Source organism: Ampullimonas aquatilis (genome assembly GCF_049675895.1).
GTDB lineage: Bacteria > Pseudomonadota > Gammaproteobacteria > Burkholderiales > Burkholderiaceae_D > Ampullimonas > Ampullimonas aquatilis.
In genome coordinates this window covers 85631-112526 of sequence record NZ_CP183834.1, presented here as the reverse complement: position 1 = coordinate 112526, position 26896 = coordinate 85631, and the positions used below count along the sequence as shown (strand labels likewise).

The window sequence follows — 26896 nt, the reverse complement described above, 5'->3', positions numbered from 1 at the left end:
CCCGCGCACTCTAAAACGAGCCTGATTGATGCATCGCCCATCATTTTCTTGATTCGCCGCTGTTTTATTACCTCTTGAAACAGCGGTAGTACCCCCCATCCACTGGACGCCAATATTCAACAGAGATGAATACCATCTTGATGAGTTTTATCTTGCAAAAACAAATGAGAATTATTATTATTCGTATCGTACAATCTTGATCAAGCAGTCTTTCCATTCTGTTGATCGCTAAATATATAGCCAGCCAACTCCTATGGATAGCATGCTAACCCGGGTAGCCAGCAAGTCATCTTTCTTGTTTTTACCCGGGAGTGTTCATGAAACGCAAAAATATAAAACGGTGCACAAATCGCGTCGTTATCAGTCAATCGCCTAGCATTAAACCTGTTAGCAACCCCCGTCAGAGTGGCACTTTGCTACCACTTGGCGCCATGATGGCTGCCTGTTTGATGCCGATGAGTGCTTTGCATGCACAAACCACTGAAACCGAAACTGGCAAGACCAAGGCCGAAACCACCTTACCCACCATCAATGTCAAAGACCAACGCGACCGAACTCGTGAACAAATAGGTTATGGCGCCGACAAAACATCAGTAGGTAAAACCAGCCAAACCCTTCGCGAAATTCCTCAATCTGTCACCGTTATCACTGAGCAATTGATCCGCGACCGCAATGCCGATACCTTGAAAGAGGCGCTTAGGAATGTGGCCGGCCTGACATTCAACGCTGGAGAAGGTGGCCGAGTTGGCGACAATATTACCTTGCGTGGATATTCCGCCGTCGGCGATCTGTACCTCGATAATATTCGTGATATTGCTCAATACACGCGCGAAACCTTTAACTATGAGCAGATTGACGTACTGCGCGGTTCAGCCTCGATGCTGTTTGGCCGCGGCTCGACTGGTGGCGTAATCAACCAGGTCAGCAAAAAACCATTCCTGACTGATCGTAGCGAAGCCAATTACACCTTTGGCTCCTATGGCTACAACCGCGCGTTACTCGATCTCAATCATGTCACTGGCGAAAATGCTGCGTTGCGTATCAATGGCATGGTCACCGAAGCCAACAGTTTTCGGCATGGTGTCGAGACGCACCGATGGGGTTTGGCGCCGTCTTATCGTTTCGGCATTGGTACCAATGATGAATTCACACTGGCTTACTACTACCTGAAGAATGACAGCACACCTGACTACGGCGTGCCTTATCTAAATGGTCGCCCGCTCAATGTGCCAATCAGCCGCTTTTACGGTATCGCCAACAAGGATTACCAGCGCGAAGAAACCAATATGATCACGGCCACCCATGTGCATCGTTTTGACAAGGACACTTCGCTCAAGACCGTGATCCGCAACGCCTATTACCAGCGTGACCTGTGGGCCGTAGCCCCTCGGTTGCCCGCCAACACGATCAGCGTCACCGATGCCACCCCCATCAACCGGCAACGGCAGGCGCGCGGCAGCGAGGAAAACACCTGGTCCCTGCAGAGCGATCTCAATACCAAGGTAGAAGGATTTGGTCTGACCCATGTGATCCTGACAGGGGTGGAGCTATTGCATGAAGAGTCTTCGCGCTGGAATAATGTCGTCACCACTGCCAACCCGGCAACCACCGTCGGCAATGACAACCCCTATGTGACCAATCTGCCTGCGGCCTATGATGCCCGCAACAAGGTCTGGCAAGCCAGCTACAAGGGCAATACCAAGAGCGCCTATGCGCAGGACACCGTGCGGATAGCACCCGACTGGAAAATCATGGCAGGACTGCGCTACGATCATTTCAGCACCGACTATGACCGCCTGCCAACTGCCGCCGATCCTAATCCGCTCTATAGCCGCACTGACAAGCAATTCAGCAAACGAGCCGGTGTCATCTGGGAACCCGGCTTGAACAGTACCTATTACCTGTCTTACAGCAGTTCTTTCAATCCGTCAGCCGAGCTGTACCAGCTTGATCAGCGCACCGCCAATACCCCGCCCGAAAAGAGCCGCAATATCGAGCTGGGCAGCAAATGGGATCTGTTCGATGGCGACCTGTCTCTGCGCAGCGCCCTGTTCCGTTCGGAAAAAACCAATGAGCGCAATACCGATCTGGCGATGGCCGATGTGGCAGTGCTGTCTGGCAAGCGCCATACCGATGGTATCGAACTGGAAGCAGCCGGTCGTATCACCGCCGCCTGGGAAGTATTTGGTGCAGTGGCGGTGATGCGTTCCAAAATCGATGTGGCATCGGGTCAGCAGGCCAATACCCAAGACAAGATTCCACTCAACACGCCCAATTACACCTTCAGCCTCTGGTCAACCTATCGTCTCACTCCACACTGGCGCGTCGGCGCTGGTCTGGAAGCAGTGGGCAATCGTTATGCCAACAACACCGATACCAATCTGGTACCGTATTACAAACGGGTCGACTCACTGGTGGAGTACGCCTATGGCAATTATTCAGCCAAGCTCAATGTGCTGAACCTGTTCAACACCCGTTATTATGAAGGCGTCTACCAAGGTCATGTGGTACCCGGAACGACCCGTATGGCCCAGCTGACCGTGGGCGTCAAGTTCTAGAAAGGTTCATCATCATGCTCTTGCACGTACCCGAAGTTTTGAGCCGCGACCAGGTCGCCCAGATCCGTCAACTCATCGACCAGGCCGATTGGGCCGACGGCAAAATAACGGCGGGTACGCAATCCGAGCAGGTGAAAAATAATCAGCAACTGCCGGAAGGCTCGCCCGCTGCGGTGGCTTCCCGGCAGATCATCCTGGATGCGCTGGGCAAGCATGCCCTGTTTTTTACTGGCGCTTTACCCAAAAAGATTTTCCCACCCCTCTTTAATCGCTATACAGGCAGTGCCAATACCTTTGGCAATCACATTGACAACTCGGTGCGCACCTCTAAAGTCACCGGTGCTTGGGTACGTACTGACTTATCGATGACTTTGTTTCTTTGTGACCCTGACAACTACGAAGGGGGTGAATTGATCATTGAGGATACTTTTGGCACCCAGCGTGTCAAGCTACCGGCTGGCGATATGATTCTTTACCCTTCGTCCAGCGTACATCGCGTGGCCCCCGTTACCAGTGGCACAAGAACCTGTTCTTTTTTCTGGCTGGAAAGCATGGTGCGCGAAGATGAGCGACGGCGCCTGCTGTTTGATCTGGACATGGCAATCCTGGCCTTACGTGCCCAGCAAGGCGACAGTGATGAAGTCATCAAGCTGACCGGCTGTTATCATAACCTGATGCGCATGTGGGCAGAAACCTGAAATCGGTTCACCCTATTGAAAACCTTCTGGCCATAAAAAAACGATGGTCTTGATACCATCGTTTTTGATTTCAAAATTAACGACAAGCCAATTAATGGCTGCGAATCATCGTGCCAAAGGCTTGCTCAGTCAGTACTTCGAGCAATAACGAATGTTCAATCCGACCATCAATAATGTGCACGGTATTGACGCCCGATTTGGCCGCATCAAGCGCGGAGGAAATTTTGGGGAGCATGCCGCCAGAAATCGTGCCGTCGGCAAACATGTCGTCAATCTCGCGCGCCGAGAGATCCGTCAGCAATTTGCCGCTCTTGTCCTGCACACCGGCAATATTGGTCATCATGATCAGTTTTTCGGCCTTAAGAATTTCGGCCATCTTGCCAGCGACCAAGTCGGCATTGATATTGTAGGCCTTACCATCGTCACCAAAACCAATCGGTGAAATCACTGGAATGAATGCGTCGTCTTCCAGAGCCTTGACCACTGCAGGGTTGATGGTTTCGATCTCACCCACAAAACCAATATCCAGAAACTGGCCAGGATGATCTTTATCTGGCATCTGATATTTACGCGCCCGAATCAGACCGCCATCTTTCCCGGTCAAACCCACTGCCTGCCCACCATACTGATTGATCAACATTACAATATCCTGCTGCACCTCACCACCCAACACCCACTCCACCACTTCCATGGTTTCTTCATCAGTCACCCGCATGCCCTGAATGAAAGTGCCCTGTTTGCCGATGCGTTTAAGCGCATTGTCAATCTGTGGCCCGCCGCCGTGTACCACGACCGGCTTCATGCCGACCAGTTTAAGAAGAATCACATCACGCGCGAAACTATGCTTGAGATGCTCTTCGGTCATGGCATTGCCGCCGTATTTGATGACAATGGTCTTACCCTGAAATTTGCGGATATAAGGCAAGGCCTCGGCCAGAATTTCGGCTTTTTGGACAGGCGACAGCGTAGCGATATCGGTCATGTATGAAAGAAAAAAATTGAATGAGATAGAAGACGACTGCGAGTATTGCTACACTCGCAGCAGCAAATAATTTCAAAATTTTAACAAGAATCGCGCTGCCACAAATAGTCAATCACCATGACCAGCTCAATCCAGACACAATTAGTCGAACTGCGCCCCAAGTTGTTGCGTTTTGCACAACTCCAGTTGCGCAATCCCACTCAGGCTGAAGATATAGTCCAAGATACCATGATCGCAGTTTTGGAGCATCCTGAGCGCTTTGCCGGTCAATCCACGCTGGGTACTTATGTGATTGGGATCATGAAGCACAAAATTATCGACTTGCTACGCGTCAGCAAGCGCGAGGTGCAGATCAGCACACTGGAAGACCAGTCTGAAGAAGAAGCCTTTGATGCCTTGTTTGATAATAGTGGCCACTGGCGGGATGCTCCCAACGACTGGGCAGAGCCTCATACCCAGTTGGAACGCAAGGCGTTCTTTGAAGTTTTGGAAAAATGTCTGGAAATTTTGCCCGAAAAAACTGCCCGCATTTTCATGATGCGCGAGTGGCTGGAACTCGAAACGGAACAGATCTGTAAGGAATTGACGATTTCTACGTCTAATGCTTGGGTGATGTTGTATCGTGCCCGCATGCGCCTGCGCGAATGCCTTGATTTGAATTGGTTTGGCAAACAGGCGGCCTGACACTTTTGACGTGGAAATAATTTTGGTATGAAACTGCGCTATACCTGTAAAGAAGCCCACCACTTGATTGTGGAAGGCATGGATCGGCATATGAATCTGGGTGAAAAAGCCAGTTTGCGGATGCATTTGTGGGTCTGTAGCCGATGCACCAGTTTTTCCAAACAAATGTCGATCCTGCGGGGTGCAATAAAACAACTTCCTCTGGAATAGTACGTTTTCCGATGGTAAACCGCGTAGAATGAACCCATAAACATACTTATAAGGGAACAGCCATGATCCGCGGAAAACAGATTGTCCTTGTCGTATTTTCCCTGCTCGCGCTGGCTTTGCTCAAGAGCAACGATATCAAATCGGATGCGCCAGCCAATCAGCAGAATCTCAATCCACTGCATTTTTTAACGTTTGCATCAACGCGTTAATTCAATTTTCTTCAGCCGTTCTTGAGCATGACAAAGGCTGGCAACTTAATGGTTTGCCAGCCTTTTTATTTATCGACTGAGGGTTATCAACTTCGGGTTCTGGCTGAAAGCCATGCTGGCTTCTTCAGCTTACTTCTTGAGCTTCTGTAATTCATTCAGATTCATTTTGGGCATGTTGGGCATGCCTTTCATGATGACATCACCAGGCTTTTGTCCGGGCAGGCACGGCCCCATCCATTTGGCGTCGACTTTGGTGATTGACTCGGTCATCCCCATCATGGGGGGTGAATAAGTGCTCTGACTGGTCATGGTGTAACCCGATTTGTAATCACCAACCATCACGGCATGCGAGCTGACTTTGCTTTCACCAAACTTGCACACCGAATCCACCACCAAATTGCTACCTTGCGTGCTGATATCGGTCTTGGAACACATTTCCTTGGTCATTGACTCGCCTTGCTGACGCGTCAGGTCATCGGTTTTTTCATCAATACAAGTTTGCATGACCATGGGCTTACCGTTAGGCATGTTCTTGCTTTCGGTGGTCATGGTCATTTCCCACAAACCCGATTTGCGTTTGGGAATGTCCACCGCATTGGCCTGTGATGCCATGCTGGCTAATAAAATCAGACCGCCAGATAAAACCAGATGACTGCGCATGAAAGTCTCCCTCATATCGAATAGAAAATTAACTCGCATGACTTTAGCAGAGTTGGTCGTCAGATTGACGGTGAGAATGAACCAACCTTGACTGACATGGCCTTCCACACAAAAAAACTGGCGACATAGCTGGCAACACGTACTGGCTATCTTACTCGCCCTCTTTGTCAGACAAATTGTCTGGCAAATCAGCCTGCAGCAGTTTTTTAAGCTGTTGATTGGCAATCCGACGTTGTGCCGTTTCATCTGGTCCATGCCGTCCAGCCACACGCTGTTTGACTAACGTAGCTAAAGGATTACGTGGCTTGACACTTTCCAGACGGAAAGTATTTTTTTGCCGAGACTGTAAACCTTTACGCGCCATGATGAAGGGATCCGTTAACCACTCAATTAAATTACATCGCTAAAAAACAGATAAAAATAAGGGTGTATATTCAATTTACAACTGCTTAAGTGCATAAATAAAGGGGGTATAAAAATACCCCCTATCACTATTAATTATTGATGCCACTCAGGGTTTGATCTCACCAAGCGCCCGAACATCGGCATTGACTTCACGCTCGACCACTTTTTTATCGGCAGTTTCAAACTTGAGCGTCAAAGGGACCGGCTCGCCCTTTTTGATTTCTTTTTTCAGATCCATCAGCATCACGTGATAGCTGCCCGGTTTGAATTCAACCGTTTTACCTTTGGGCACATCCACACTTGGAATAGCGCGCATCTTCATGATGTCGCCCTCCATTTTCATTTCGTGAATTTCGGCAATGCCCGCCACTGGGCTGGACACGCCAACCAGTTTGCCACCTTCGGGTGAAGTGAGCTTCATGAAAGCACCGGTTGCTTTTTGGCCAGCGGCAGTACCGCGCACCCAGGCATCGGTCACTTCAACCTGCGCCCAGGCAGCAATGCCAAATGACATGGCGCTGGCAAACAAAACGGCTTTGATGATATTTCGCATTACTTTTCTCCTCGTGATCCATGATCACATATTCCTTAACGCTTGCCACCCAAAACGGGACGACAAGCCGCGTAGCCTTTCAATGATTCTAACTGTTTCGCTTAACGGCTGGTCGGCGAGTACGGGTAAATAACCAGATGCCCAGCAAAGCCACCACGGCATTACCCAAGGCAAAAATACCCTGGGCAAAATCGCGACCATCTTTGCCAACTATAGGTACCAGCCACTCCCATTTATGCAGATAGGCAAAAATCCAGCCCTGGGTACGTGCCTCGTCATTCAATACGGCAGCGATGACTCCTGTAGCGGGGTCGACATACACAGCCTGATGATCGGGTGTATCAAAAGCCACGCGTTCCACCGGCAAACGCTTGAAGATGAAACCGTAACCATCGCCAAATCTGACTATATGCTGCCGATTCAGTTCCTTGGCATCTTTGGTATCTTCCGACAAAGTGGTTTTAGCCAGTTTGCCAACCAATGTGGCCTCGATACTGTCAGGCGCATCATTGGCTTGCCATCGCCGGTTGGTCTGCACATCCACCCATAAAGCCATTGGTGCGGCCTGTGACGTTTTTGCTTCATGACTGGCATGATGATCATGCTCACTGGCTGCCTGCCCTGCAGCCTGGGTTTGCGGCGCAAATCGATACCAAACCTGGCCGTCGATAACCTGCATGGCCATATCACTGGCCATAAAGCCGGTGTCATGCAAAACAGTCAATGGACAAGTTCGAATCTGCTCGGCCTTGACGGTGACAGGATGAAACGCGGGTACCACTGTGGCTTCGGTATGATCCATCAATAAATGCCAGGCACCACTGCCCGCCAACATCAATAAAGCCAGTGAGACCAGTAAACCAATGCGGCGATGCCAGATACGCAAGCCCTGTTGCCTGCTCATCTTGCCCCAACGCACTCCATAGATCACCAAACCACCCATCGCCGTGATCAAGATCAGCCCCAGCAAGCTGCTCATGAACAGCAAACGCAAACGGGCATGACCTTCTGCATAAGTATGACTATGCATCCAACGAAAGATTTGCGACAACATGGCTTTGCGATCATCCACCATGGCACCCAGCTTGGCCGTACCGGTATCCACATAAACACGCATGCCATCGGGCCGGTCAAAATCAATGCGCCATACCGGCAATAGGCGATTGATATAGACGTACTCATCATCAAACTCGGTGATGATACGGCTGGCCTTGATGGCCGCTTGTTGATCACCCAGATAATGCCGTGCGAGTAGCGTTGCATAATCGGCATCCATTTGTGTGGAAGGCACGGGCGCATTGGTGGAGGTTGGCAGATACCGGCGCTCGGCCTGTTGCGGCAGGCTGATCTGATAATACGCCGCACCATCCGGCCAGCGCACCACCCGCACCCCATTCAGCTCATTGATGCTGGCATCACGCAAAGCCATCTGCAGCGCCACATGGTCACTGTCATGTGGCAAGTCCAGCACCTGTGCCGGTGGCATGAATTGCACCGGCCTGGGATTGAGGCGTGACATGATGGGATGCATCAACCCTGAAATACACCAGAGCAGCACACCCACACACGCAACGATGCCGATACGACGATGCCAGCGCATCAACCAGCCCGTCATTGTTGATTGATTCATAAATGTTTAACCATTAAATTTTAAAGCGTATGCCTGCATAGACACTGCGACCATCGCCAGGTAGAAACTGCGCGCCATCCACACCATTCATGGTGCGCACAACGCCGACACTGGCCGCATATTTTTTATCAGTCAGATTGCGCCCTTCCAAAAACCAGGACCAGTTCTGATTGATGTCCTGAATCAGTCGTACGCCAACAATCGAATAACTGTCTGCGGCAAAACTATTGGCCATGTCGACATACGTCTTGCTGGCCGTTTCAAGATTCATCGCAGCACGCAGGCCCGGGCCAAAACGATAACCGACTTCGGCACGAATCAAACTTTTGGGAATACCGGGCAAGGTGTTATTGCCATAAGTCTTGTCGCCGTCAAACTTGAAGTCATTCAGCAAGGCCGCAGCGCGCCAGTCAAACCCATTGCGATAGGTGCCATGCAAACCCAACTCCAGACCTTGGTGCACGGTCTTGTCGGCATTGATAGTGGTCGTCTGGCCATTGGGTGCCAATAGCGATAAATATTCGCCCTTGATCTGACTACGATAAAGCACCGCATCCCAGCCAATTTGCTCAAGCTGACCACGCGTACCAACTTCCAGTGTGGTGGCCTTTTGCGCCTGATTAAATATTACTGGCGTGATGCTGGTTTCACTGAATGTCGGTGGCTCAAAGCTGCCTGAAATATTTCCAAATACCTGTACGGCAGGACTGAGCGCATAGTTGACGCCCAGCTTGGGACTCCAGTGACTATAAGCCCGATCCAGGCTGGTATTGGCCTGACCAGGTGGCACAAACTGATCCACTTTTTTGCGCTCGGCACGGCTGTATTGGACGCCCGCAATCAGCGCCAGATCGGGACGCAGATAAAACTGGTCTTCAATATAAATATCTCTGTTGCTGGCAACCTGATAACTGGCATCCACTTGCGTTCCGCGAGTACCCCTGACGTTGACCCAATCGCGCTCGGTGGTACGACCACGGGTCGGTGAGAAACCCACTGTCAGCTGATTTTTATGACCGACCAGATCGGCTTGACTGATAAAACGCAAGTCAGCACCGTAATCAATGTTGTCTTGATCGATCACCTGAAAGATGGGATGAAACAGGTTTTTAGTTGAGTAGTAAGTCAGTAACTCAAAACGCGCATCCGCCAGTTTGTAGACGGTTTTGTTGGAATAGCGCTCGACCATCAAGTCACGCTTTTGATTGCTCGCAGCCGTGCCCGCATTGGCTTGTCGTGGATCAGCATTTAATTGTGCCTTGGTCAGGCTACCAGGCAATTCGGAATTACTTTCACTATGGGCAATATAAAAACGGGTTTCCAGTTGGTCATTGATGGCAATCCCAAAATTGGCCAGATTACGCTGTGCATCTTGTTTGGCATGGCGCCGAAAACCCAGTTGCCGAAAATCACTGGTGGATACATAAAAATCGACATTGCCAACCTGCGTGCCTGCCGCCAGATAAGTACGCCGATAACCATAGTTACCTGCTTCAAAACGCACATCCGCAGCAGGCCCGCTCAATCCTGTTGGGGTCACAAAATTGATCGCACCACCCAATGTGGTGGAACCATATTGCAAGGCATTAGCACCGCGCCAGACCTCAATATAGCGAGTACTGAGTGGTTCCAGAATCTGAAAGTCAAAGCTACCATCCGCTAAATTGACTGGAACGCCATCTTGCAGCACCTTGATTCCGCGACCATGAAAAGTGCGTTGCAGGCCCGAGCCACGAATGGACAAACGTGCTTCTTCGGCACCAAACCTTGATTGCACAAAGACGCCCGGCGCATAACCAAGCGCATCGGTCAGCGTCGACACCCGGCCATTTTTATAGGTTTCGGCATCGACCACATTGGCACCACCAGGAACGGTTTCAATGCGTGCCTTGGCGGTAGCGATATCCGGTTGGGTAGTGCTGCTGCGCAGTTTGGCAGCCTTGACCTGGACTTCAGGCAAACTCGCCGGGTTGGTTTCCTGAGCAAACAAGGTCGGGGTAAATAATAGGGATACAGCTAACGCAGTGGGTTGTAATTTGCAGGACATGATTTCTCCGTAAAACGATAGATCGGGCCAATCGTTGAAGCGATTGCCCAAAAATGACCCGCAATCAGAATTGCAGGCCAACCAAAGTCATTTCAGGAGAATTGCGGTGGTGCGCGGGGTGGCGCGAGTGTCCAACGAGATGATTGCGCACGAGGCGTGCTGATGATGGGAACTTGAACCGCTTGCCCTTGTGGCATAACCATTGGCCAGTCAAAGTTGACTGTCAGCGCTAAACCACCCTGCAAAGTACACATTGGGCAATGCTTGCCATGCAGCTTGTTGAACGTACCATTAGGGTGATCGGTTGATTTTGCTGATATTTCATTACCGGTCGCAGTTTGATCAATTGGCTGCTCCAGCAAAATCTTGCGGGTACCCCAAACCGAACAGACTTCCATCCAGACCGCAGGATTGGTACGTGACTCCCAAGCCGCCTTGGTCAGCGCCACCGTTGGCAATAGTGCTTGTACCAGCATAGCCAACAAGGCCAGCCGGCAGGCAAACAGCAAGCGCTGATAAGCAGAATGAGCGTGAGTTGAAAAAAGCATGCCGCATTGTATGCCACAGTACGGCCTGAGTTCAAATAGCTGTTTCTCTGTCTGAACTGGATTGACCTATCTCATAACAAAAAAGCCATATACTCCTTAGATGTATATGGCTTTTTAAGCTTGTTAAGTGCGTTTTATATAGGGCTATAGAGAAACTACTAATGAGTATTTTTGGACGTTATGGCTGGCGCACTGGCAACCTTGCCGCGAAACAGATTACCTGGCTGCACAAAGGTATGCACAATCAAACCACCCGGTTTGTACTCGTGAATACCAATCTGGCGTAAACCAAGCCCCATTAATTGAATCTGAATCTGATCTTTAGGATCATAGACATTACCGCGACGAGTCACAAACAAAACGGTATCGTGACCTTTGACTGCTTGCTTGAGTTTGCCCAAATCCTGGCCCAATACCGATGGCGTACATTTACCAGAAGGATAACGGGCCGTCAGGCCTGGGGCGGGAAACGCATCGGGAATACCGCTGATCGGCAAACTCATGTGCGCTTCTTCCAGTGCATGATTGAGTGGCAGGGACAACTCATTGGGCACCATCAGTACCAGCGGCTGACCGCCATTGGCACGGGCGTCGCTGACCATTTGCATGGCAATATCGTCCCAGGGCTCCTTGCGATCTTTTTGGGTCAAAATGGTCCAGGCAGGTACCAGTTGCAAGCAAGCCACTGCCAGTACGGCAATAACACGCACTCTGCGTTGTTTGAAGAACGCCAATGCCACCGCAATACCGATTGCAAAAGCTGGCGCGATACCAATAAATGCGCGCGCAATAAAAATCGGTTTGATGGTCACGCTCACCAGAAAGTTGATGGCTACCGGCAAAATAAACATACCGCCCAGCACGATGGCTTCACGGCGATGACCACGCCACCACAACAAACCTAATCCAACTGACCAGATAAAGGTGAGACACCACAAAATATTGAACGAACCCAGACCCACCACAAAACGCAACTCGTTACCGACACGCCAGCTATCTGGTTTGGGAATCCAGAAGTCAGAGGCAATACCTTCGGCTTGTTGCAGATAAGTTGGCAAATAAGGTAGCCAGAGAATGCCAATGATGATAGCGGCCACAATCAACGGACGAATCATGGGGCGCAAGCGCTGTTCCCGCAGCAATAGCCAAGCGGCAATCAAACCAAACGAGATAACACCAAAAATGGCCGTATTGTTGGTCCACAGCATGATCAGTGAGCCCGCAATCAGCGCACACCAGCCACGGAAATAAGCCGCCAGATTGCGGCCTGGGCCAGTCCGAAATACCCGAATTGCACCAAAAGTCAGGATCGCAGCACCCAGACACAATAAGGAGTAGGGTCGTGCTTCATGAGCAAATTCAATCTGAAAAGGGGCCGTCGCAAACACCAGTCCGGCCATCCAGCCGATCCGGTTGCTGATTTCACGACCCGTCAAAATGACAAAACCCGTGGCAACGACACTCGTTGCTGCAGAAAAGGCGCGCAAGGCAAACGAACTGTCACCAAAAACCGTGGACCAGATCTTGAGCATGAAGGGATACAGTGGCGGCAAGGGATCGCATTGCGGCACCAACCCCCAAATATCAGCAAAGGACTGGCTCGAATCCCACCAGGAATAGCCCTCATCCAGCCAGAGAGGCTCGCTGCCAAGCGCGTAAAAACGCAGCACTGCTGCGATCATGAGAATGAAAGTTCCCATCCACCAGTCTGCAGGACGCCACTCAAGATTTTGCAATTTACGGCCGAGCGCCAACAAATCAGCTGTTGTGGCATTGGCCCAACCTGAATTTGCTAAAGAATTATCTTTATTGATTTGCGGAACGCCCTGAAAGACGCGCCGATAAAATTGCCACTTCATTGGTGACACTCGACCCTGATTTAGTCTGCTAAGGAGCGAAGCATACAAGCTCCTACAGACAATCTAAAATTAAAAATGGATGGCAAAGTGCAATCCGTCACAAAAAAACAACTATTACCTGGGGATAACGGATCAACGTCGATCAGGTTGACTTACTTCGTCAAGACAACAGCAGGCAAACTTCATCTGATTCATGAAGTTTGCCTCTGAAGGTTGAATGCTGATTGAAGAATTTTCCAATCAATCGAATTGCAATCACCCTGAGGGCTTGAACCACAACTCGACCCTATCTATTCGCCAACTTAGCCACTATTGCGCAAACCAGCAGCCACACCATTGATCGAAATATGGATACCACGGCGTACGCGTTCGTCACTATCGCCGCGGCGATAACGCCGCAACAGTTCTATTTGCAGGTGATTGAGCGGATCCATATAAGGAAAACGGTTGCGAATTGAACGCGCCAGCATCGGGTTATCTTCGAGCAGATCTTTTTGTCCCGTAATGCTCAGAACCGATTGCCGGGTGGCTTCCCATTCGGCCTTGATGGCACCAAAAATGGTCGCACGCAAAGTCTCATCGACCACCAATTCGCTGTATCGCTGGGCAATGCCCAGATCGCTCTTGGCCAACACCATGGTCATATTGGACAGCAAAGCCTTGAAGAATGGCCAGGCTTGCACCATGCGCTGCAATTGTGGCAAACCTTCCGGATTTTCCTTCAGCCAACCTTGCACGGCTGAACCAAAACCAAACCAGCCTGGCAACATCACCCGACATTGGGCCCAGGAAAACACCCAGGGAATCGCACGCAGATCTTCAATGCGGTCCGATTGCTTACGTGAAGCAGGCCGGCTACCAATATTGAGATGCGAGATTTCTGAAATCGGCGTGGCTTCCCGGAAGTAATCAGTAAACCCAGGCGTCTCGTAAACCAAACCTCGATACGCTTTAAAAGCACGCAGGGACAGCTGATCCATGACTTCATAGAAACCCTGGGCGGGTTCCACCTTGTTTTCCAAGTCCAGTAAGGTGGCTTCCAGGGTGGCCGCAACCAACACTTCGAGGTTACGACGACAGACTTCGGGCGAACCATATTTGGCCGCAATCACTTCACCCTGCTCGGTAATGCGAATCTGGCCCGATACCGCACCAACCGGTTGCGCCAGAATTGCCTGATAACTCGGGCCACCACCACGGCCAACCGAACCACCGCGACCATGGAACAAGCGCATCCGCACTTTATGTCCGGTAAAGACCTTGGCCAGCTCAATCTCAGCCTTGTAGAGCTCCCAACCTGAAGTCAGAAAGCCGCCATCCTTGTTGGAATCAGAATAACCAAGCATGACTTCCTGCTCATCGCCGCGCGCCGCAACCAACGCACGATATGCTGGCAAGGAAAAGATGTATGCCATAGTGGCCGGGGCTTGCTGCAAATCTTCAATCGTCTCAAAGAGCGGGATGATATTCATGTCAATTGCCACGCCCCCTTTGCTGACGCGCAGCAAACCGGCTTCCTTGAGCAGCACCGCCACTTCGAGCAGATCGGACACACCATTGGTCTTGGAGATGATGCAGTTAGGCAAGACAGTCTGACCAAAACGGGATTTGAGATCACGCGCAGCAAAAAAGATGGCCAGCTCACCCGCCGTGTCTTCACTGTAATTTTGATATGGTGAATACAAGAGCCGTGCCGTGCTGATTTCCTCAATCAACAGGGCAATACGCTGTGCCTCATCCAGCGCCAGATAATCGTCGCAACGACCGGCCATCTGCAGCAGTTCGGCCACGGTGCGCTCATGCACATCCGAGTTCTGACGCAAGTCGACAGGAGCCAGATGAAAACCAAACACTTCCACTGCACGATATAAACGCCGCAAGCGTCCAGCAGCCAGTTTGGCACCACCATGGGCATTGAGTGAGGCGATCAGGACAGCCAAGTCCTTGAGCAAATCTTCGCTGACTGCATAAGCCTCCTGCCGATCATCAGTCACTTCATCAACACGCCCAGTCAAAGCCACTCGACTAGCCTGCAAACGCCCTAACATACCTGCCAAAGCCAATCGATATGGCTCATCGGCACGATGTGGCGAGGCATCAGGATTGCGTTGCGCCAAAGCATCCAGTTCTGCCGAGACCTTGACCAGTTGCTTGGACAAAGGCAATTCAGTACCCAGTGTTTCCAGTTCGGCCTGATAGTAGGCAAACACTTCGGCAGATTGCAACTGAACTGTTTCGCGCAATACTGGCGCTGTGACAAAAGGATTGCCATCACGATCACCACCGATCCAGCTACCAATCTTAAAGAATGGTGGCAATGACCAGTCAGGCCTGGCATGGCGCTCACGCAACATGTCTTCAAAACGGCAATAGAGTTTGGGCAACTCGGCAAAAAAGGAGGCGTTGTAATACGAGATACCGTTGCGCACCTCGTCAATCACCGCCAGCCGTTGGGGGCGCAACATACGGGTTTGCCAAAGCACCAGAATGGCTTCTTGCATTGCCTCGTCATTTTCCTGTTCTTCTTCCGGCGTCAGATGACGGCGATCGCGCTCATCCAACAAGGCGGCAATCTTATGTTGCATGGCCAGAATACTTTTACGCTGTACTTCAGTTGGATGTGCCGTCAATACCGGGCTGACCAGCATATGATCAATGCAAGATTGCAATTCGGTGGTGGACAAACCCACTTCATGAATCCGATCCAGCGCATGAACCAGGGTACCTTCGCGAGCACTGGGATGCGCCACCGCACGATCACGATTGCGACGGGTCAGATGCTGATCTTCGGCAATATTGGAAAGATGTAAAAAGTAAGAATAGGCACGCACCACCGATGCCATCGTGTCACGTGGCAAATCATTGAGCGTTTGCGCCATCAAGGCACCTGCCGCCTGATCCTGATCACGATTAAAACTTACCGAAGCCTGGCGAATTTTTTCTATCAGTTCAAATACCGTCAGGCCTTCCTGCTCTCTGACGGTGTCGCCAAGCAGGCGACCCAGCAGACGAATATCGGTGCGTAAGGGGGCGTCTTTATCAACGCTGGGTAAAGTGGGGCTAGGTGAACCAGACTCACGCTGATTCAAGGACAGGTCATTCATTACAGGGCTCGCTTATGGTTATTAAAAAATTGGGAAGCCCGATACAGTGCCGAGCCCCCTCAACATATCTTGCAAACTGGGCGGCAGTCTCCTTGCCGTTTTTGCCTGACGCCTAGCTGTACGCTGTACTTCAAACTTTAAAACAAATAATTAAATATCAAACATTAAACAAGAAATTCAAAACATCGCCATCTTTAACCACATACTCCTTACCTTCAGCACGCATCTTGCCAGCTTCCTTGGCACCCTGCTCACCTTTGTAGGCAATAAAATCTTCATAAGCAATCGTTTGAGCACGAATGAAACCACGCTCAAAATCGGTATGAATCACCCCTGCGGCTTGTGGGCCAGTTGCGCCAATTGGAATAGTCCAGGCACGCACCTCTTTAACGCCTGCGGTAAAGTAAGTCTGCAAACCGAGCAGTTTGAAAGCCGCCCGAATCAAACGATCCAGACCCGGCTCCTGCATCCCCATATCGGCCAAAAACACTTCCTTGTCGGCATCTTCCAGATCAGCAATCTCTGCTTCAATCGCAGCACAAATTGCCACCATCGGCGCATTGTGGGTCTTGGCGTATTCGGCCAATTTATCCAGCAAGGGGTTATCTTTAAATCCTGAATCAGACACATTACCTACAAACATCGCCGGCTTGGCCGTAATCAGACACAGTGGTTTGAGCAGACCGAGTTGTTCGGCATCCAGATTCATGGAGCGCACTGGTTTGGCTTCATTCAGATGCGCCAAGACGCGATCCAGCAAGGCCACCAGCTTGATGGCTTCCTTGTCGTTACCCGACTTGGCCGCCTTGACATAGCGCTGGTAAGCCTTTTCAACCGTAGCCAAATCGGCCAGTGCCAGTTCGGTTTGAATCACTTCAATATCAGCAATCGGATCGACCTTGCCAGCCACGTGAATGATATTGGGATCTTCAAAACAGCGCACCACGTTGACGATGGCGTCGGTTTCGCGAATATGCGCGAGAAACTGGTTGCCCAGACCCTCGCCTTTGGATGCACCGGCCACCAGACCGGCAATATCCACAAACTCCACCACAGCGGGCAGAATACGTTCCGGCTTGACGATATCAGCCAGACCTTTTAAGCGCGGATCCGGTACTTCAACAATCCCAACATTGGGCTCGATGGTACAAAAAGGGTAATTTTCGGCCGCGATGCCAGCCTTGGTCAGGGCATTAAAGAGCGTGGACTTGCCAACATTGGGCAAACCAACGATGCCACATTGCAAACTCATGATGGGCTTTCAGAAAAATTGGTAATTTTAACAGTGCCCTTCATGATTCTGTGGATTCCTCTTTCTATGGGCTTTCACCCCATCATCAACACTTATTCAAAAGCAATTTCGCAGTCCAGCGCGCCGCCCAGTGCCAGCGTCTGACCAACCCCCGCCAAAATGATCAGGTTATTGCCAAATGTCACGCTACCGCCCACCTTAGCGTTGGCGCGATAGGTGGCCAGCGTGTCGGTTGGCTCCACGCCCTGTTCGGCGGTTTCCTGATTGATGGTCGGAATCGGACAACGTGGGCAGGGTTTGACACCTTTCAACAGCACGCCATTGGTACTGGCAAAGATGTCAATAAAGTCTTCTTCAAAAGCGTCCAGACCATCGACCACGAGATTAGGGCGAAAACGATTCATCGGCAAGGCGGTCTGACCTTTGGCCAGCAGCCTTTGGTTTAAATCAGCCAATGAGGCTTCGCCCACCACCAAAATCGGATAACCGTCGGAAAAAGCATTGAGCGCTTCATGCTCGCCTGTCCATTGCGGGCTGGAGAGCCTGCGTTGCTGGGTATCAAAACGCACCAACCGGACATAATGCCCCAGAAAATCAGAAAACCATTGCGCCGCCAGATCGCCCTGATCATAGGCTTTGACCTTGTCGTGCCAGATGCTGACCTCGCAATGCTCACCTTCACTGCCATAGGGCACATTGAGTTCGAGCATGCCGGGCGCCTTGATATGCAAGGCATCCAGACCCAGGCGCGGTTGGATCAAGGCCATGCGTGGCAGGCTGCGTTGGGTTAAAAAATCGCCCGTTGCTTCATCGACTACGCACCATTGCCGGTCATGCTCAAAACCGGTTTCAGTCAATAACACTTTTTTTTGCGAAATCCCAGCGCACGATTTAATGGGATAAACAATCAGATCCGTAATGATGGCGGGCATGATGCAATGTCCAATAAAAATAATGCCTTGATTGTATAGAACCACGATGGCGATGGTCGTCACAGTGCCAGCCCCAAGTTCAAGACAACTGTTCGTTGACAGCAAGACTTGATCCGTATCAGATTGTCCCTGCAGACGGTGTCGTATTGCTGCGCTGATCATGCCCAGCCCCTTGATAAAGCTTTATCATGCTGCTTTTAGGATTTAAATACGTAGACCATGATTTCTTCAAGCAGTACCGCCGAATATGCGTTGGCTGTAGTGGGCGGTGGCGTGGCTGCCAAGGCGATGGCTTTGGGTGCGGCTCAAGCTGGCCTGAAGGTAGCGCTGGTTGGTGCCAAACCGATCCCTCGCGAAGACTTGCAGCAGGGCTGGGATCAGCGCGTCTATGCCATTTCACCTGGATCGCAGGCCTTGCTCGATCAGCTATCGGTCTGGCAGGCGATTCCGTCTGAGCGCATTGGTCCTGTGCATCAAATGAAAATTGCGGGCGATCGTGGTGCGCATCTCGACTTTACGGCGTATCAGGCGCACGTCGAACGACTTGCCAGCATCATGGAGCAGCGCGCCATTGAAGCCGCACTGGATGCCGCCCTACCTTTTATGAAGAATCTGAGCCGGTTTGAATCCAAAGCCACCGGCTTGAGTACCGATTCCGGTCACGCCACGCTCATCCTGGGCAATGATCATGGCACCCTGCTCAGCGCCATCACCGCACAACTGGTCGTGGGTGCCGACGGTGCCCGCTCCTGGCTGCGCGATGCTGCCAACATCAGCAGTACCAGCAAACCGTATGGCGTGACGGCGGTAGTGGCGCATCTGCAAACCAGCCAACCACACCAACAAATTGCCCATCAATGGTTTACGTCGCACGGTGTCTTGGCGCTGCTGCCACTGGCCGATCCTGTGCGCGTCTCGATGGTCTGGTCAGCACCTGAAGCCCTGGCCAGAGAACTGCTGGAACTTTCCTCGGCCGAATTAGCCCAACGGGTAAGCTTATTGAGCCAACATACCTTGGGTGAATTGAACGATGCCCAGGCAATTGGCGGCTACCCCTTGCAACTGCTCAAAGTTGAGCAGTTGACCAGCCAGCGGGTTGCCTTGGTCGGCGATGCCGCCCATGTGGTACACCCACTGGCTGGTCAAGGTTTGAATCTGGGTTTGCAAGATGTGCGTGATCTCCTGGCGGTGCTGGCTGAAAAAGAAAACTGGCGCGATTGTGGTGATGCACGGGTATTGGCCCGTTATACGCGCCGCCGTGCCGAACCGATTAAACTGATGCAACTCACTACCGATGGTTTGCATCACCTGTTTACCAATCCGCACCCCTTAGCGGGTTGGTTACGCAATACCGGCATGAGTTTGCTGGACCCCTTAGGGCCGCTCAAGCGCATGTTGATTGCCCACGCAATGGGCTGATTTTTGGAGTTTTACATGACATCATTTAGCCGCCGTGCGGCACTCGGTCTGTTGACCACTGCCAGCATCTGCATGGCACTTGCCACTTCGGCCCTGGCTGGCCCAACTGAAGACGCCATCGTCAAAAAGCTCAATGCCAAACTGGGTGCCCGCAGTAAAATCGACAGCGTTGTAGCCACACCTTATGGCGGCCTGTATGAAGTTCGTAGCGGCAACAACATCATCTACACTGACAAAGAAGCCAAATACCTGATCCTAGGTGAGATCATCGAAGTCAACAGCCGCAACAACCTCACCGCCCAACGCATTGAAGACATCACCAAAGTGCGCTTTGATGAACTGCCTTTGGACTTGGCCTTCAAAATTACCCGCGGCAATGGCAAGCGCACCGTAGCTGTTTTTGAAGACCCCAATTGCGGCTATTGCAAAAAGCTCGAAGAGTCACTCTCCAAATTGAATGATGTGACCATCTACATGTTTCTCTATCCTATTTTGAGCCCTGATTCAGCTGACAAATCCAAAGCCATCTGGTGTTCAACTGATCGCACCAAGGCCTGGTACGACTGGATGCTGGAAAAGAAAACCCCGACCGGCGCCAATTGCGATACACCGATCGACCAGATTGTCGACTTTGGTCAACGTCAAAAAATCAGCGGCACACCCACCCTGTTTTTTGCTGATGGCAAACGCGTGCCTGGCGTGATTCCCATTGAAAAGATTGAAGAAATGATGGCACAGGCTGGCCCTGCTCCTATGCCAGCGGGTACCACCAGTACCGTCAAAAAATAATTGGCCACGTCACCACCAGCGTCGCTTATGCTGCCAACCCACTGCCAGCCCTCAACAGGCTGGCAGTTTTTATTTTTAGTTGCTACCTTTACTTGCGACTTCTCCCACGCTTTTGCATGAGCCAATTTGACGTCATCATCGTCGGGGCTGGTGCTGCCGGGCTGTTTTGTGCTGGCGTGACCGGCCAACTCGGGCTCAAGGTTTTATTGATAGACCATGCCGAACAACTGGCCGAAAAGGTCAGAATTTCAGGCGGTGGGCGCTGCAACTTTACCAATATCAACGCGCAACCAGCCAATTATCTGTCGGCCAATCCACACTTTTGTCGTTCGGCACTGGCACGCTACACACCTGCCGACTTCATCAGCCTGGTCAAACGGTATCGGATTGGCTTTCATGAAAAACATCTGGGGCAACTGTTTTGCGATACCTCCAGCGAAGCCATCATCGACATGCTGGTCGCCGAATGCGCGCTGGGCAATGTGCAGTGGTTGCGACCTTGTGCCGTCAACGCCGTGCAACGCCAGGGCGAAAGCTTTATTGTTGGCACCGCCGCAGGTGAATTCAGCAGTCGTGCGCTGGTCGTGGCCACAGGTGGCTTGGCGATTCCCAAGATTGGTGCGACTGATTGGGGTTATCGGCTGGCCCGCCAGTTTGGCTTGAAGACGATTGAAACCCGACCAGCCTTGGTACCGCTGACCTTTGATGCCGCCTTATGGCAACCCTTTGTGCCGCTGGCCGGGGCTTCACTCAAGGCCGCGGTGCGCGCCCAGCCAGCGCCACTGTATGGCAAAAAGCCGGTGACATTTCATGAGGATTTGCTGCTCACCCATCGTGGCTTGTCGGGCCCGGCAATTTTGCAAATCTCCAGCTATTGGCAGCATGGTCAGGTGCTGACATTAAATCTGACGCCAGACATCAATCTGACTGAAGTGTTACTGGCCGATAAAAGTCAGAGCAAGCAGTCACTGGGCAATGTGCTGGCGCATTATTTACCGCGCCGTCTGGCCGAAGCATGGCTGACTCGACTGGGCCTGGATGAACATAAAAAGCTGGCCGACATGCCCGACAAAACCCTGCGCGAACTGGCTCAGAGCCTGCAGGACTGGCTTTTGCTACCCAGCGGTACCGAAGGTTATAAAAAAGCCGAAGTCACCCTGGGCGGCGTGGACACCCGTGAGCTGTCGTCCACCACGATGATGGCCAAGTCCATCCCCGGCCTGTATTTCATCGGCGAAGTGGTGGATGTGACCGGCTGGCTGGGTGGCTACAATTTTCAGTGGGCCTGGGCATCAGCCTACGCGGCAGCGCAAGGATTGGCTGCAGCAACGTTAGGCAACTAATATACCCCTAATAAGTATAAAATTAGCCCCAATAAAAACGCACTTATCCAGTCAATTATTGACCTTACTATCCCGGTGTATAGGTAAAACAGGCTCTGATGACAGCCATTGTCCCAATACAGCCTGCAACTCACTTGGTTCCACAGGTTTGCGTAAAACGAGATATCCAAGCTCCTCTGCTGCAACCAATTCGGTTGAGTCCAACTCACCACTGATCATCGCACCACTGGCATTTGGTAAACGCTCCAGCAGGACACGGAGTAATTCAAAACCATTTTCGCCTGAACGCAACCGCTGGTCGCAGAACACAGCATTTGGCCTATAACCGGTATCCAGCAGTCGAATCGCTTGCTCACCGGAGTCGGCACAGGCCACCTGCAAACCCCAGGATTGCATCAGCGTCTCCCAAGCACTCCGTACCATTGGATCATCATCGATTACCAGACAACGCCCCGACCAACGTGGCAATGGCTGGGGCAGGATCTGCAAGGGCAAGGACACACCTGCCTTTGCAGGTTGGGTAGTTGATTCAGTAGTCGCCAGACGGATCCAGAAACATGAACCCCGGCCTTCGCGAGAACGAAATCCATATTCGGCCCCCATCAAAGTGCAGCAACGAGCAACCACGGCCAAGCCTAGGCCATGACCGGCACCATCCATATCCCATGCATGCTGATGGCGAAAAAACGGCGAAAAAATATTGTCGCCATCACTTGTCGCTATTCCAATACCAGTGTCCCAAACTTCGCAACGCCAAGTAGTGTCCTGTTGACGCACGGCCAGCAAAACACCACCCTTATGGGTATAGCGCAAGGCATTGTGCAAAAGATTGCCAAGCATTTGCCGCAGGATTGTCGCATCGGCCTGTACTATCGCTTCCCCGCGGGGTAGGTGAATACGTAAGGTCAGTCCCCGGCTGCGGGCCTCCTCGCGAAAGATTGTCGCTACATTACTTACTACCTCGGCCAAATGAACTGCTTCGGTCTTGATCTGTACACGACCGCTTTCGATTCTGGATAAGTCGAGCAAAGCATTAAACATTTGCGTGGCCGAACGCACACTATGACGCAAATCGCTCAGCGCACCATCAAGCGCCGGATCGTGATTGCTCCGCGCAATCGATTCGACCAGAAAACCCATGGCATGCACCGGCTGGCGTAAATCGTGGCTGGCGGTGGTGAGAAATAGATTTTTGTCATATAGCGCTTTTTCGGCCTGCTCCTGAAGCACAATGTTTTTCAGAAAAAATCGATGCGAAATTGCCGAATGTCGGAGCATGGTCAAGGTATGCAGCAGCGTCAGCGGCAAAATATAGTGCCAATGAGCTGGAAAACTGAGCGGTACCAGGATTGTCACTCCACCCCAACCTGTCAGGAGAAAGCAACGGAAAACCGACAATACCGGCGACGAATGTACGGAGTTACCTGCAACAATGGCCGCCACAGACGCCAGGTAGATCAACTGAAATTCGAAAGTTGCATGGCTCGCGGTCAGAAGTGGCGGAACCGCCATACTCGTACCATAGACCAGCGCAATACCCTGAACCCTTGGCAACCAGCGCTGCCAGGTCTTTTCAGGATGCGCTTCGCTACGCTCGCACTGGTAACGTCGATACAATCCGCGAACAATGAACAGGCCGATTAAAAACCACGTTGTCCATAATAAGAGCCCTAGCGGATTCTGGTTGAGGTGGATATACCAAGCTGTAAAGGGCAGACCAACGATGACCATCGCCCCAAAACCATAATTGATACGGGAAAAGGCCACATCAATTAGCTCTATCCGTCCCTTCGGGCTAATGTCGGCGTAGCCTAATACCTTGTTATTACCAGCCTGACTTTGCTGATCATGCTCAGACATCAATCTGCCTTCCTTGCAACCGTGTAATCAACTCGATGCGATTCCGCGCGCCCAGTCTTTCCAGAATGCCACTGATATGGTCTTTGACAGTTTGCTCAGTCAAGGAAAGCATCTGCGCCACCCGTTTATTGGGCAATCCTTTGAGCATCAAGGCAAGTACCTCACCCTGACGTGGCGTCAACCCGAGTTCAGCGGCACTGATGGGTAGATAGCGCACTCCACCAACCTGATCTACCGGGCTCATCTCATCAAACCATGGCTCACCGCGTAACACACCTGCTATCGCCTGGGCAAACACCCCAGGTTCGGCATGTTTCAATAAAAAACCGTCTACCGGCAACCGCCGTACTTTGTCACGCACAGCTGGGTCATCATCGCCGCTCATGACCAATATACGCGTGGCTGGATATGCCTCTCGTAATTTCGCCAATACGGGCAGCGCTGTGCCATCCGACAGCCAAAAATCAACCAAGGCCAACGTCGGTGCGCCAAATTGTCCAATGTTGGTCCATAAATCGGCAAGCCGGCAAATCGCTTCAACTCGGCAAAAGCCACAATGTGTGCGCAGATAGTCAGCAATGCCACGGGCAACGAGAGGATGGTCATCCACAACCAAGGCCGAACTGGCGGTAGTTAGTGTCATATCGATAGAGTTATTCGGCTAGGGAATGGCTGCACCAGAGTCGTTAGTCAATCGCAGAGGATACCAAATCAAGCCCATATCATTACCCCCTACCTCGGTAGGGTTCCCCTTCACGCATCAGTAACGAACAATATGCCGACAAATACGATCACGTTTTATGCACATCCAGATGTTTGTACCGGATGGCCGCTTATACGTCATACCACTCAATTACAAGGACCTTCAATGAATTTGTTCCATTGCTTAACCGGCGCAACAGTCGCACTGGCACTTTCCGCTTGCGGCGCTCTTGATGGCGTAATGATGCCCAACCAGGGCAAACCTTATATCTACTCTCCACAAGAAAAAGCACCGCGTGTTGGCAGTCATGGTTATCAGGTTGGTGCCACTGGACAGGTTAGCTATTGCTCAACTGAAGGCAATATCTGGTTACTGAATTCTCGTAGGAAAAAGGCCCTGGATGCGATTGCAGAAGTCTGTGGTGGGGAAAATCAATATCAGATTCAGGGAGAAATTAGTGATAGAACAGCCCTCGGCGAAGGTGCCTGCCAACGTGGCACCAGCATCATTTTCAAATGTCTAGGCGTAGAACCAAAATATGACCGCAGCAAATAAATTATCGATATCTATGCCCAAATACTTAACTTATCGACAACTTGCAGGAATAACAGGTCTTAGCATTCTGATGCTGTTAGTTTCAGCCTGTGTCAGCACAGACAGCTTGCAGCCCAACCGAGGGGGCACAAGTTTTATTGTGCGCGGCAAAACCTACGAACAAATCTGGAATGCTGCCATCAAGGCCATGAGCACGGATATGCAGATTGTCGAAAGCCACAAACCCTCAGGAGCGATTAAATCGCGCGTGGGTTCGGCCCCAAATGGCAAGGTGGTCGGTTTTTTCATACAGCCAACCACACCCTCTGTCGATTACACGATTACAGTAGTCAGTAAGAAATGGGCGCTTCGAGAAGATTTGTCGGCTCGCGATTGGGAACCCTCCGTCATTGAGGACTTCAAAGATGCCCTGAACACCAAATAAGACCGGCTATATTATCTCCACCGCTTGTGCAAAGTTGGACATCTCGAGCAGCCTCCAAAAACGCTATCATTTTGAGAAGCCTCGGGCAATTTCATTGCTCTTGGCTATTGATTGAATGGTGTTCGACCTCATTGGTTTTCACAGTACCTGAACAGTCGCCACCTAAATTGCACCCATCCCACTCAGTCGGTCAATCCTGAATTGGCCAATATGCCTTGCTTTACCAACTAAATTAACGATATAACCCTCTTGTTTGGCGAAAATATTCGTGAGCTTTGTGACTACTGCTTCACAGACTAGGCACTAGACTAATTTTCTGTGCCATTCAATACAAATATCGTCCAGGTATTTAGCGATTGGCAAGGCGCGTGTCTGAGCCTACACTGAACAAAGCTGAATATGAGACGAACCGGGAGACAACCATGGCAGACGGCTTTGAATTTCTGAAAAAATTCTGGGAACAGGCAACCCAATCTACCAGCGGCAAAACGGGCACAATACCCAACAACCTGTTTGGTGGTGGTTTTGGACAAGGACTCTCCAACTGGGCAATGCCAACCTTGAGTGTGGAAGAACTCGATAAAAAAATCAGTGACCTGAAATCGGTCGAACAGTGGCTGACCGTCAACCTCAATTTGCTCCACTCCACCATCCAGGCGCTTGAAGTACAACGCGCCACACTGATCAATATTCAAAATTTTGCGGAAAAGGTCGGCGGTAATGTCAGCGACTTTTTCAACCATGCCAACGCCGCCAGTGAAGCAGTCAGCGAAACCGTCAAACACATGAGCGAAGCCCCCCTCAGCAGTTGGGCTGACCCGCTTGGCAAAAGTACCATGCAAGCTGAGGCAGCGACAGACGAAATAGTCGAACCCAGCCCGCCAGAAGTAACTGAAACCAACGAGGATATCGAAGCGGGTGTACCTACGGAGGAAAACGCGTCTGCAGCCAGCGCCAATGCAGCGCCCATGAAAGACTGGGCGACCAATCTGGCTGACGCTACGGTGTGGTGGAACCAACTGCAAGACCAGTTTCAGCAAGTCGCGAAAGCGGCCTTGACTGCCTCGGCCAGTGCGGCGGTTGAAGCAAAGTCCGATCCCGTTTCCGACATACCGGCCAGCAAAAAAAACCACAAGAGCAGTTCCACCAAAAGCGCCAGCAAAGCGCCAAAGGCCGCGGCAAGCAAGCCAGTAAAACCCCAAGCAGCCACCACAAATACAGCTTCACCCAAACTTGACACTGCTCGCAAAACCACCGCATCTGCCAAGAAAAAAGCAACCACCAAGGCGGCTACTGCCAGCACCCAACATCGGACAGATCTGCCAACCACACCCAAACCTGCCCGTCCGGCTTTTACGGTGGCACGCGCCCTGCGTGAAAAAAAATCACCCTGATAATCTGACAAAGAATCTGACAAAAACCATAAAACAAATAAAAACAAAGCCTGCCACCCGCAGGCACTTTTTTGAGGA

24 protein-coding genes are annotated in these 26896 nt (G+C 51.3%); 11 read left to right on the top strand and 13 right to left on the bottom strand.

Annotated elements, in window-relative coordinates; genetic code table 11:
• The first annotated feature begins 317 nt into the window (after positions 1 to 317).
• Both ACMYR3_RS00530 and ACMYR3_RS00525 read left to right on the top strand, forming a co-directional pair.
• Positions 318 to 2558: a TonB-dependent receptor gene (locus ACMYR3_RS00530; RefSeq protein ID WP_424193497.1), complete on the top strand. Its 2241-nt coding sequence runs from the start codon at positions 318 to 320 to the stop codon at positions 2556 to 2558.
• Positions 2559 to 2572: 14 nt separating this feature from the next.
• Positions 2573 to 3256, top strand: coding sequence for a Fe2+-dependent dioxygenase (locus tag ACMYR3_RS00525; protein WP_424193495.1), 684 nt, complete (start codon positions 2573 to 2575; stop codon positions 3254 to 3256).
• A gap of 91 nt (positions 3257 to 3347) precedes the next feature.
• Here the strand turns inward: ACMYR3_RS00525 and argB are convergent, their stop codons facing one another.
• Entirely contained in the window at positions 3348 to 4238 is an 891-nt protein-coding gene (argB, locus tag ACMYR3_RS00520) for an acetylglutamate kinase (RefSeq protein ID WP_424193494.1), read from the bottom strand.
• 117 nt (positions 4239 to 4355) lie between these two features.
• Here argB and ACMYR3_RS00515 point away from each other — a divergent pair, with 117 nt between their 5' ends.
• The 3 genes from ACMYR3_RS00515 to ACMYR3_RS00505 all read left to right on the top strand — a co-directional run bounded on the left by ACMYR3_RS00515 (position 4356) and on the right by ACMYR3_RS00505 (position 5341).
• Positions 4356 to 4922: a sigma-70 family RNA polymerase sigma factor gene (locus tag ACMYR3_RS00515; protein ID WP_424193492.1), complete on the top strand. Its 567-nt coding sequence runs from the start codon at positions 4356 to 4358 to the stop codon at positions 4920 to 4922.
• A gap of 27 nt (positions 4923 to 4949) precedes the next feature.
• On the top strand, positions 4950 to 5132 hold the full coding sequence (locus tag ACMYR3_RS00510) for a zf-HC2 domain-containing protein (RefSeq protein WP_424193490.1): 183 nt from the start codon (positions 4950 to 4952) through the stop codon (positions 5130 to 5132).
• 62 nt (positions 5133 to 5194) lie between these two features.
• A complete protein-coding gene (locus tag ACMYR3_RS00505; RefSeq protein WP_424193488.1) occupies positions 5195 to 5341 on the top strand; it encodes a hypothetical protein in 147 nt (48 codons plus the stop codon).
• A gap of 129 nt (positions 5342 to 5470) precedes the next feature.
• Here the strand turns inward: ACMYR3_RS00505 and ACMYR3_RS00500 are convergent, their stop codons facing one another.
• From ACMYR3_RS00500 to ACMYR3_RS00455, 10 genes are all read right to left on the bottom strand, one after another.
• Complete coding sequence (locus ACMYR3_RS00500; protein WP_424193486.1) at positions 5471 to 6001, bottom strand: DUF3617 domain-containing protein; 531 nt, start codon at positions 5999 to 6001, stop codon at positions 5471 to 5473.
• A gap of 151 nt (positions 6002 to 6152) precedes the next feature.
• Positions 6153 to 6365 carry a hypothetical protein gene (locus ACMYR3_RS00495; RefSeq protein ID WP_424193484.1) on the bottom strand — a complete coding sequence of 71 codons (213 nt, stop codon included), beginning with the start codon at positions 6363 to 6365 and terminating at the stop codon, positions 6153 to 6155.
• A gap of 147 nt (positions 6366 to 6512) precedes the next feature.
• On the bottom strand, positions 6513 to 6959 hold the full coding sequence (locus ACMYR3_RS00490; protein ID WP_424193482.1) for a copper chaperone PCu(A)C: 447 nt from the start codon (positions 6957 to 6959) through the stop codon (positions 6513 to 6515).
• 88 nt (positions 6960 to 7047) lie between these two features.
• Positions 7048 to 8589 (bottom strand): PepSY domain-containing protein, encoded by a 1542-nt coding sequence (locus ACMYR3_RS00485; protein ID WP_424193480.1) that lies wholly within the window; start codon positions 8587 to 8589, stop codon positions 7048 to 7050.
• Positions 8590 to 8602: 13 nt separating this feature from the next.
• Positions 8603 to 10636: a TonB-dependent receptor family protein gene (locus tag ACMYR3_RS00480; protein WP_424193478.1), complete on the bottom strand. Its 2034-nt coding sequence runs from the start codon at positions 10634 to 10636 to the stop codon at positions 8603 to 8605.
• Positions 10637 to 10728: 92 nt separating this feature from the next.
• Positions 10729 to 11184 carry a DUF2946 family protein gene (locus ACMYR3_RS00475; protein ID WP_424193476.1) on the bottom strand — a complete coding sequence of 152 codons (456 nt, stop codon included), beginning with the start codon at positions 11182 to 11184 and terminating at the stop codon, positions 10729 to 10731.
• A gap of 158 nt (positions 11185 to 11342) precedes the next feature.
• Entirely contained in the window at positions 11343 to 13043 is a 1701-nt protein-coding gene (locus ACMYR3_RS00470; protein WP_424193474.1) for a glycosyltransferase family 39 protein, read from the bottom strand.
• Positions 13044 to 13345: 302 nt separating this feature from the next.
• Positions 13346 to 16147, bottom strand: coding sequence for a phosphoenolpyruvate carboxylase (gene ppc, locus ACMYR3_RS00465; RefSeq protein ID WP_424193472.1), 2802 nt, complete (start codon positions 16145 to 16147; stop codon positions 13346 to 13348).
• Positions 16148 to 16304: 157 nt separating this feature from the next.
• Positions 16305 to 17399 (bottom strand): redox-regulated ATPase YchF, encoded by a 1095-nt coding sequence (gene ychF, locus ACMYR3_RS00460; protein WP_424193470.1) that lies wholly within the window; start codon positions 17397 to 17399, stop codon positions 16305 to 16307.
• A 92-nt stretch (positions 17400 to 17491) separates the two neighbouring features.
• Complete coding sequence (locus ACMYR3_RS00455; RefSeq protein WP_424193468.1) at positions 17492 to 18493, bottom strand: MOSC domain-containing protein; 1002 nt, start codon at positions 18491 to 18493, stop codon at positions 17492 to 17494.
• A 57-nt stretch (positions 18494 to 18550) separates the two neighbouring features.
• On the opposite strand from ACMYR3_RS00455, the gene ACMYR3_RS00450 reads away from it, so the two are divergent.
• From ACMYR3_RS00450 to ACMYR3_RS00440, 3 genes are all read left to right on the top strand, one after another.
• On the top strand, positions 18551 to 19750 hold the full coding sequence (locus tag ACMYR3_RS00450) for an FAD-dependent monooxygenase (RefSeq protein ID WP_424193466.1): 1200 nt from the start codon (positions 18551 to 18553) through the stop codon (positions 19748 to 19750).
• 15 nt (positions 19751 to 19765) lie between these two features.
• Positions 19766 to 20539, top strand: a complete 774-nt coding sequence (locus ACMYR3_RS00445; RefSeq protein WP_424193464.1) for a DsbC family protein — start codon at positions 19766 to 19768, stop codon at positions 20537 to 20539.
• A gap of 116 nt (positions 20540 to 20655) precedes the next feature.
• Positions 20656 to 21882 carry an NAD(P)/FAD-dependent oxidoreductase gene (locus tag ACMYR3_RS00440; protein ID WP_424193462.1) on the top strand — a complete coding sequence of 409 codons (1227 nt, stop codon included), beginning with the start codon at positions 20656 to 20658 and terminating at the stop codon, positions 21880 to 21882.
• 51 nt (positions 21883 to 21933) lie between these two features.
• Here ACMYR3_RS00440 and ACMYR3_RS00435 read toward each other — a convergent pair whose 3' ends face one another.
• Together ACMYR3_RS00435 and ACMYR3_RS00430 are read right to left on the bottom strand one after the other, a co-directional pair.
• The gene (locus tag ACMYR3_RS00435; RefSeq protein ID WP_424193460.1) at positions 21934 to 23742 is read right to left on the bottom strand and encodes an ATP-binding response regulator; all 1809 of its coding nucleotides are present in this window, start codon (positions 23740 to 23742) and stop codon (positions 21934 to 21936) included.
• Positions 23735 to 24385 (bottom strand): LuxR C-terminal-related transcriptional regulator, encoded by a 651-nt coding sequence (locus tag ACMYR3_RS00430; protein WP_424193458.1) that lies wholly within the window; start codon positions 24383 to 24385, stop codon positions 23735 to 23737. Before ACMYR3_RS00430 ends, ACMYR3_RS00435 begins: the two co-directional genes overlap by 8 nt.
• A gap of 132 nt (positions 24386 to 24517) precedes the next feature.
• Here ACMYR3_RS00430 and ACMYR3_RS00425 point away from each other — a divergent pair, with 132 nt between their 5' ends.
• The 3 genes from ACMYR3_RS00425 to ACMYR3_RS00415 all read left to right on the top strand — a co-directional run bounded on the left by ACMYR3_RS00425 (position 24518) and on the right by ACMYR3_RS00415 (position 26818).
• Positions 24518 to 25000 (top strand): hypothetical protein, encoded by a 483-nt coding sequence (locus tag ACMYR3_RS00425; RefSeq protein ID WP_424193456.1) that lies wholly within the window; start codon positions 24518 to 24520, stop codon positions 24998 to 25000.
• Positions 24984 to 25424 (top strand): hypothetical protein, encoded by a 441-nt coding sequence (locus ACMYR3_RS00420; protein WP_424193454.1) that lies wholly within the window; start codon positions 24984 to 24986, stop codon positions 25422 to 25424. Before ACMYR3_RS00425 ends, ACMYR3_RS00420 begins: the two co-directional genes overlap by 17 nt.
• A gap of 422 nt (positions 25425 to 25846) precedes the next feature.
• Complete coding sequence (locus ACMYR3_RS00415; RefSeq protein ID WP_424193452.1) at positions 25847 to 26818, top strand: PhaM family polyhydroxyalkanoate granule multifunctional regulatory protein; 972 nt, start codon at positions 25847 to 25849, stop codon at positions 26816 to 26818.
• The last annotated feature ends 78 nt before the right edge of the window (positions 26819 to 26896 follow it).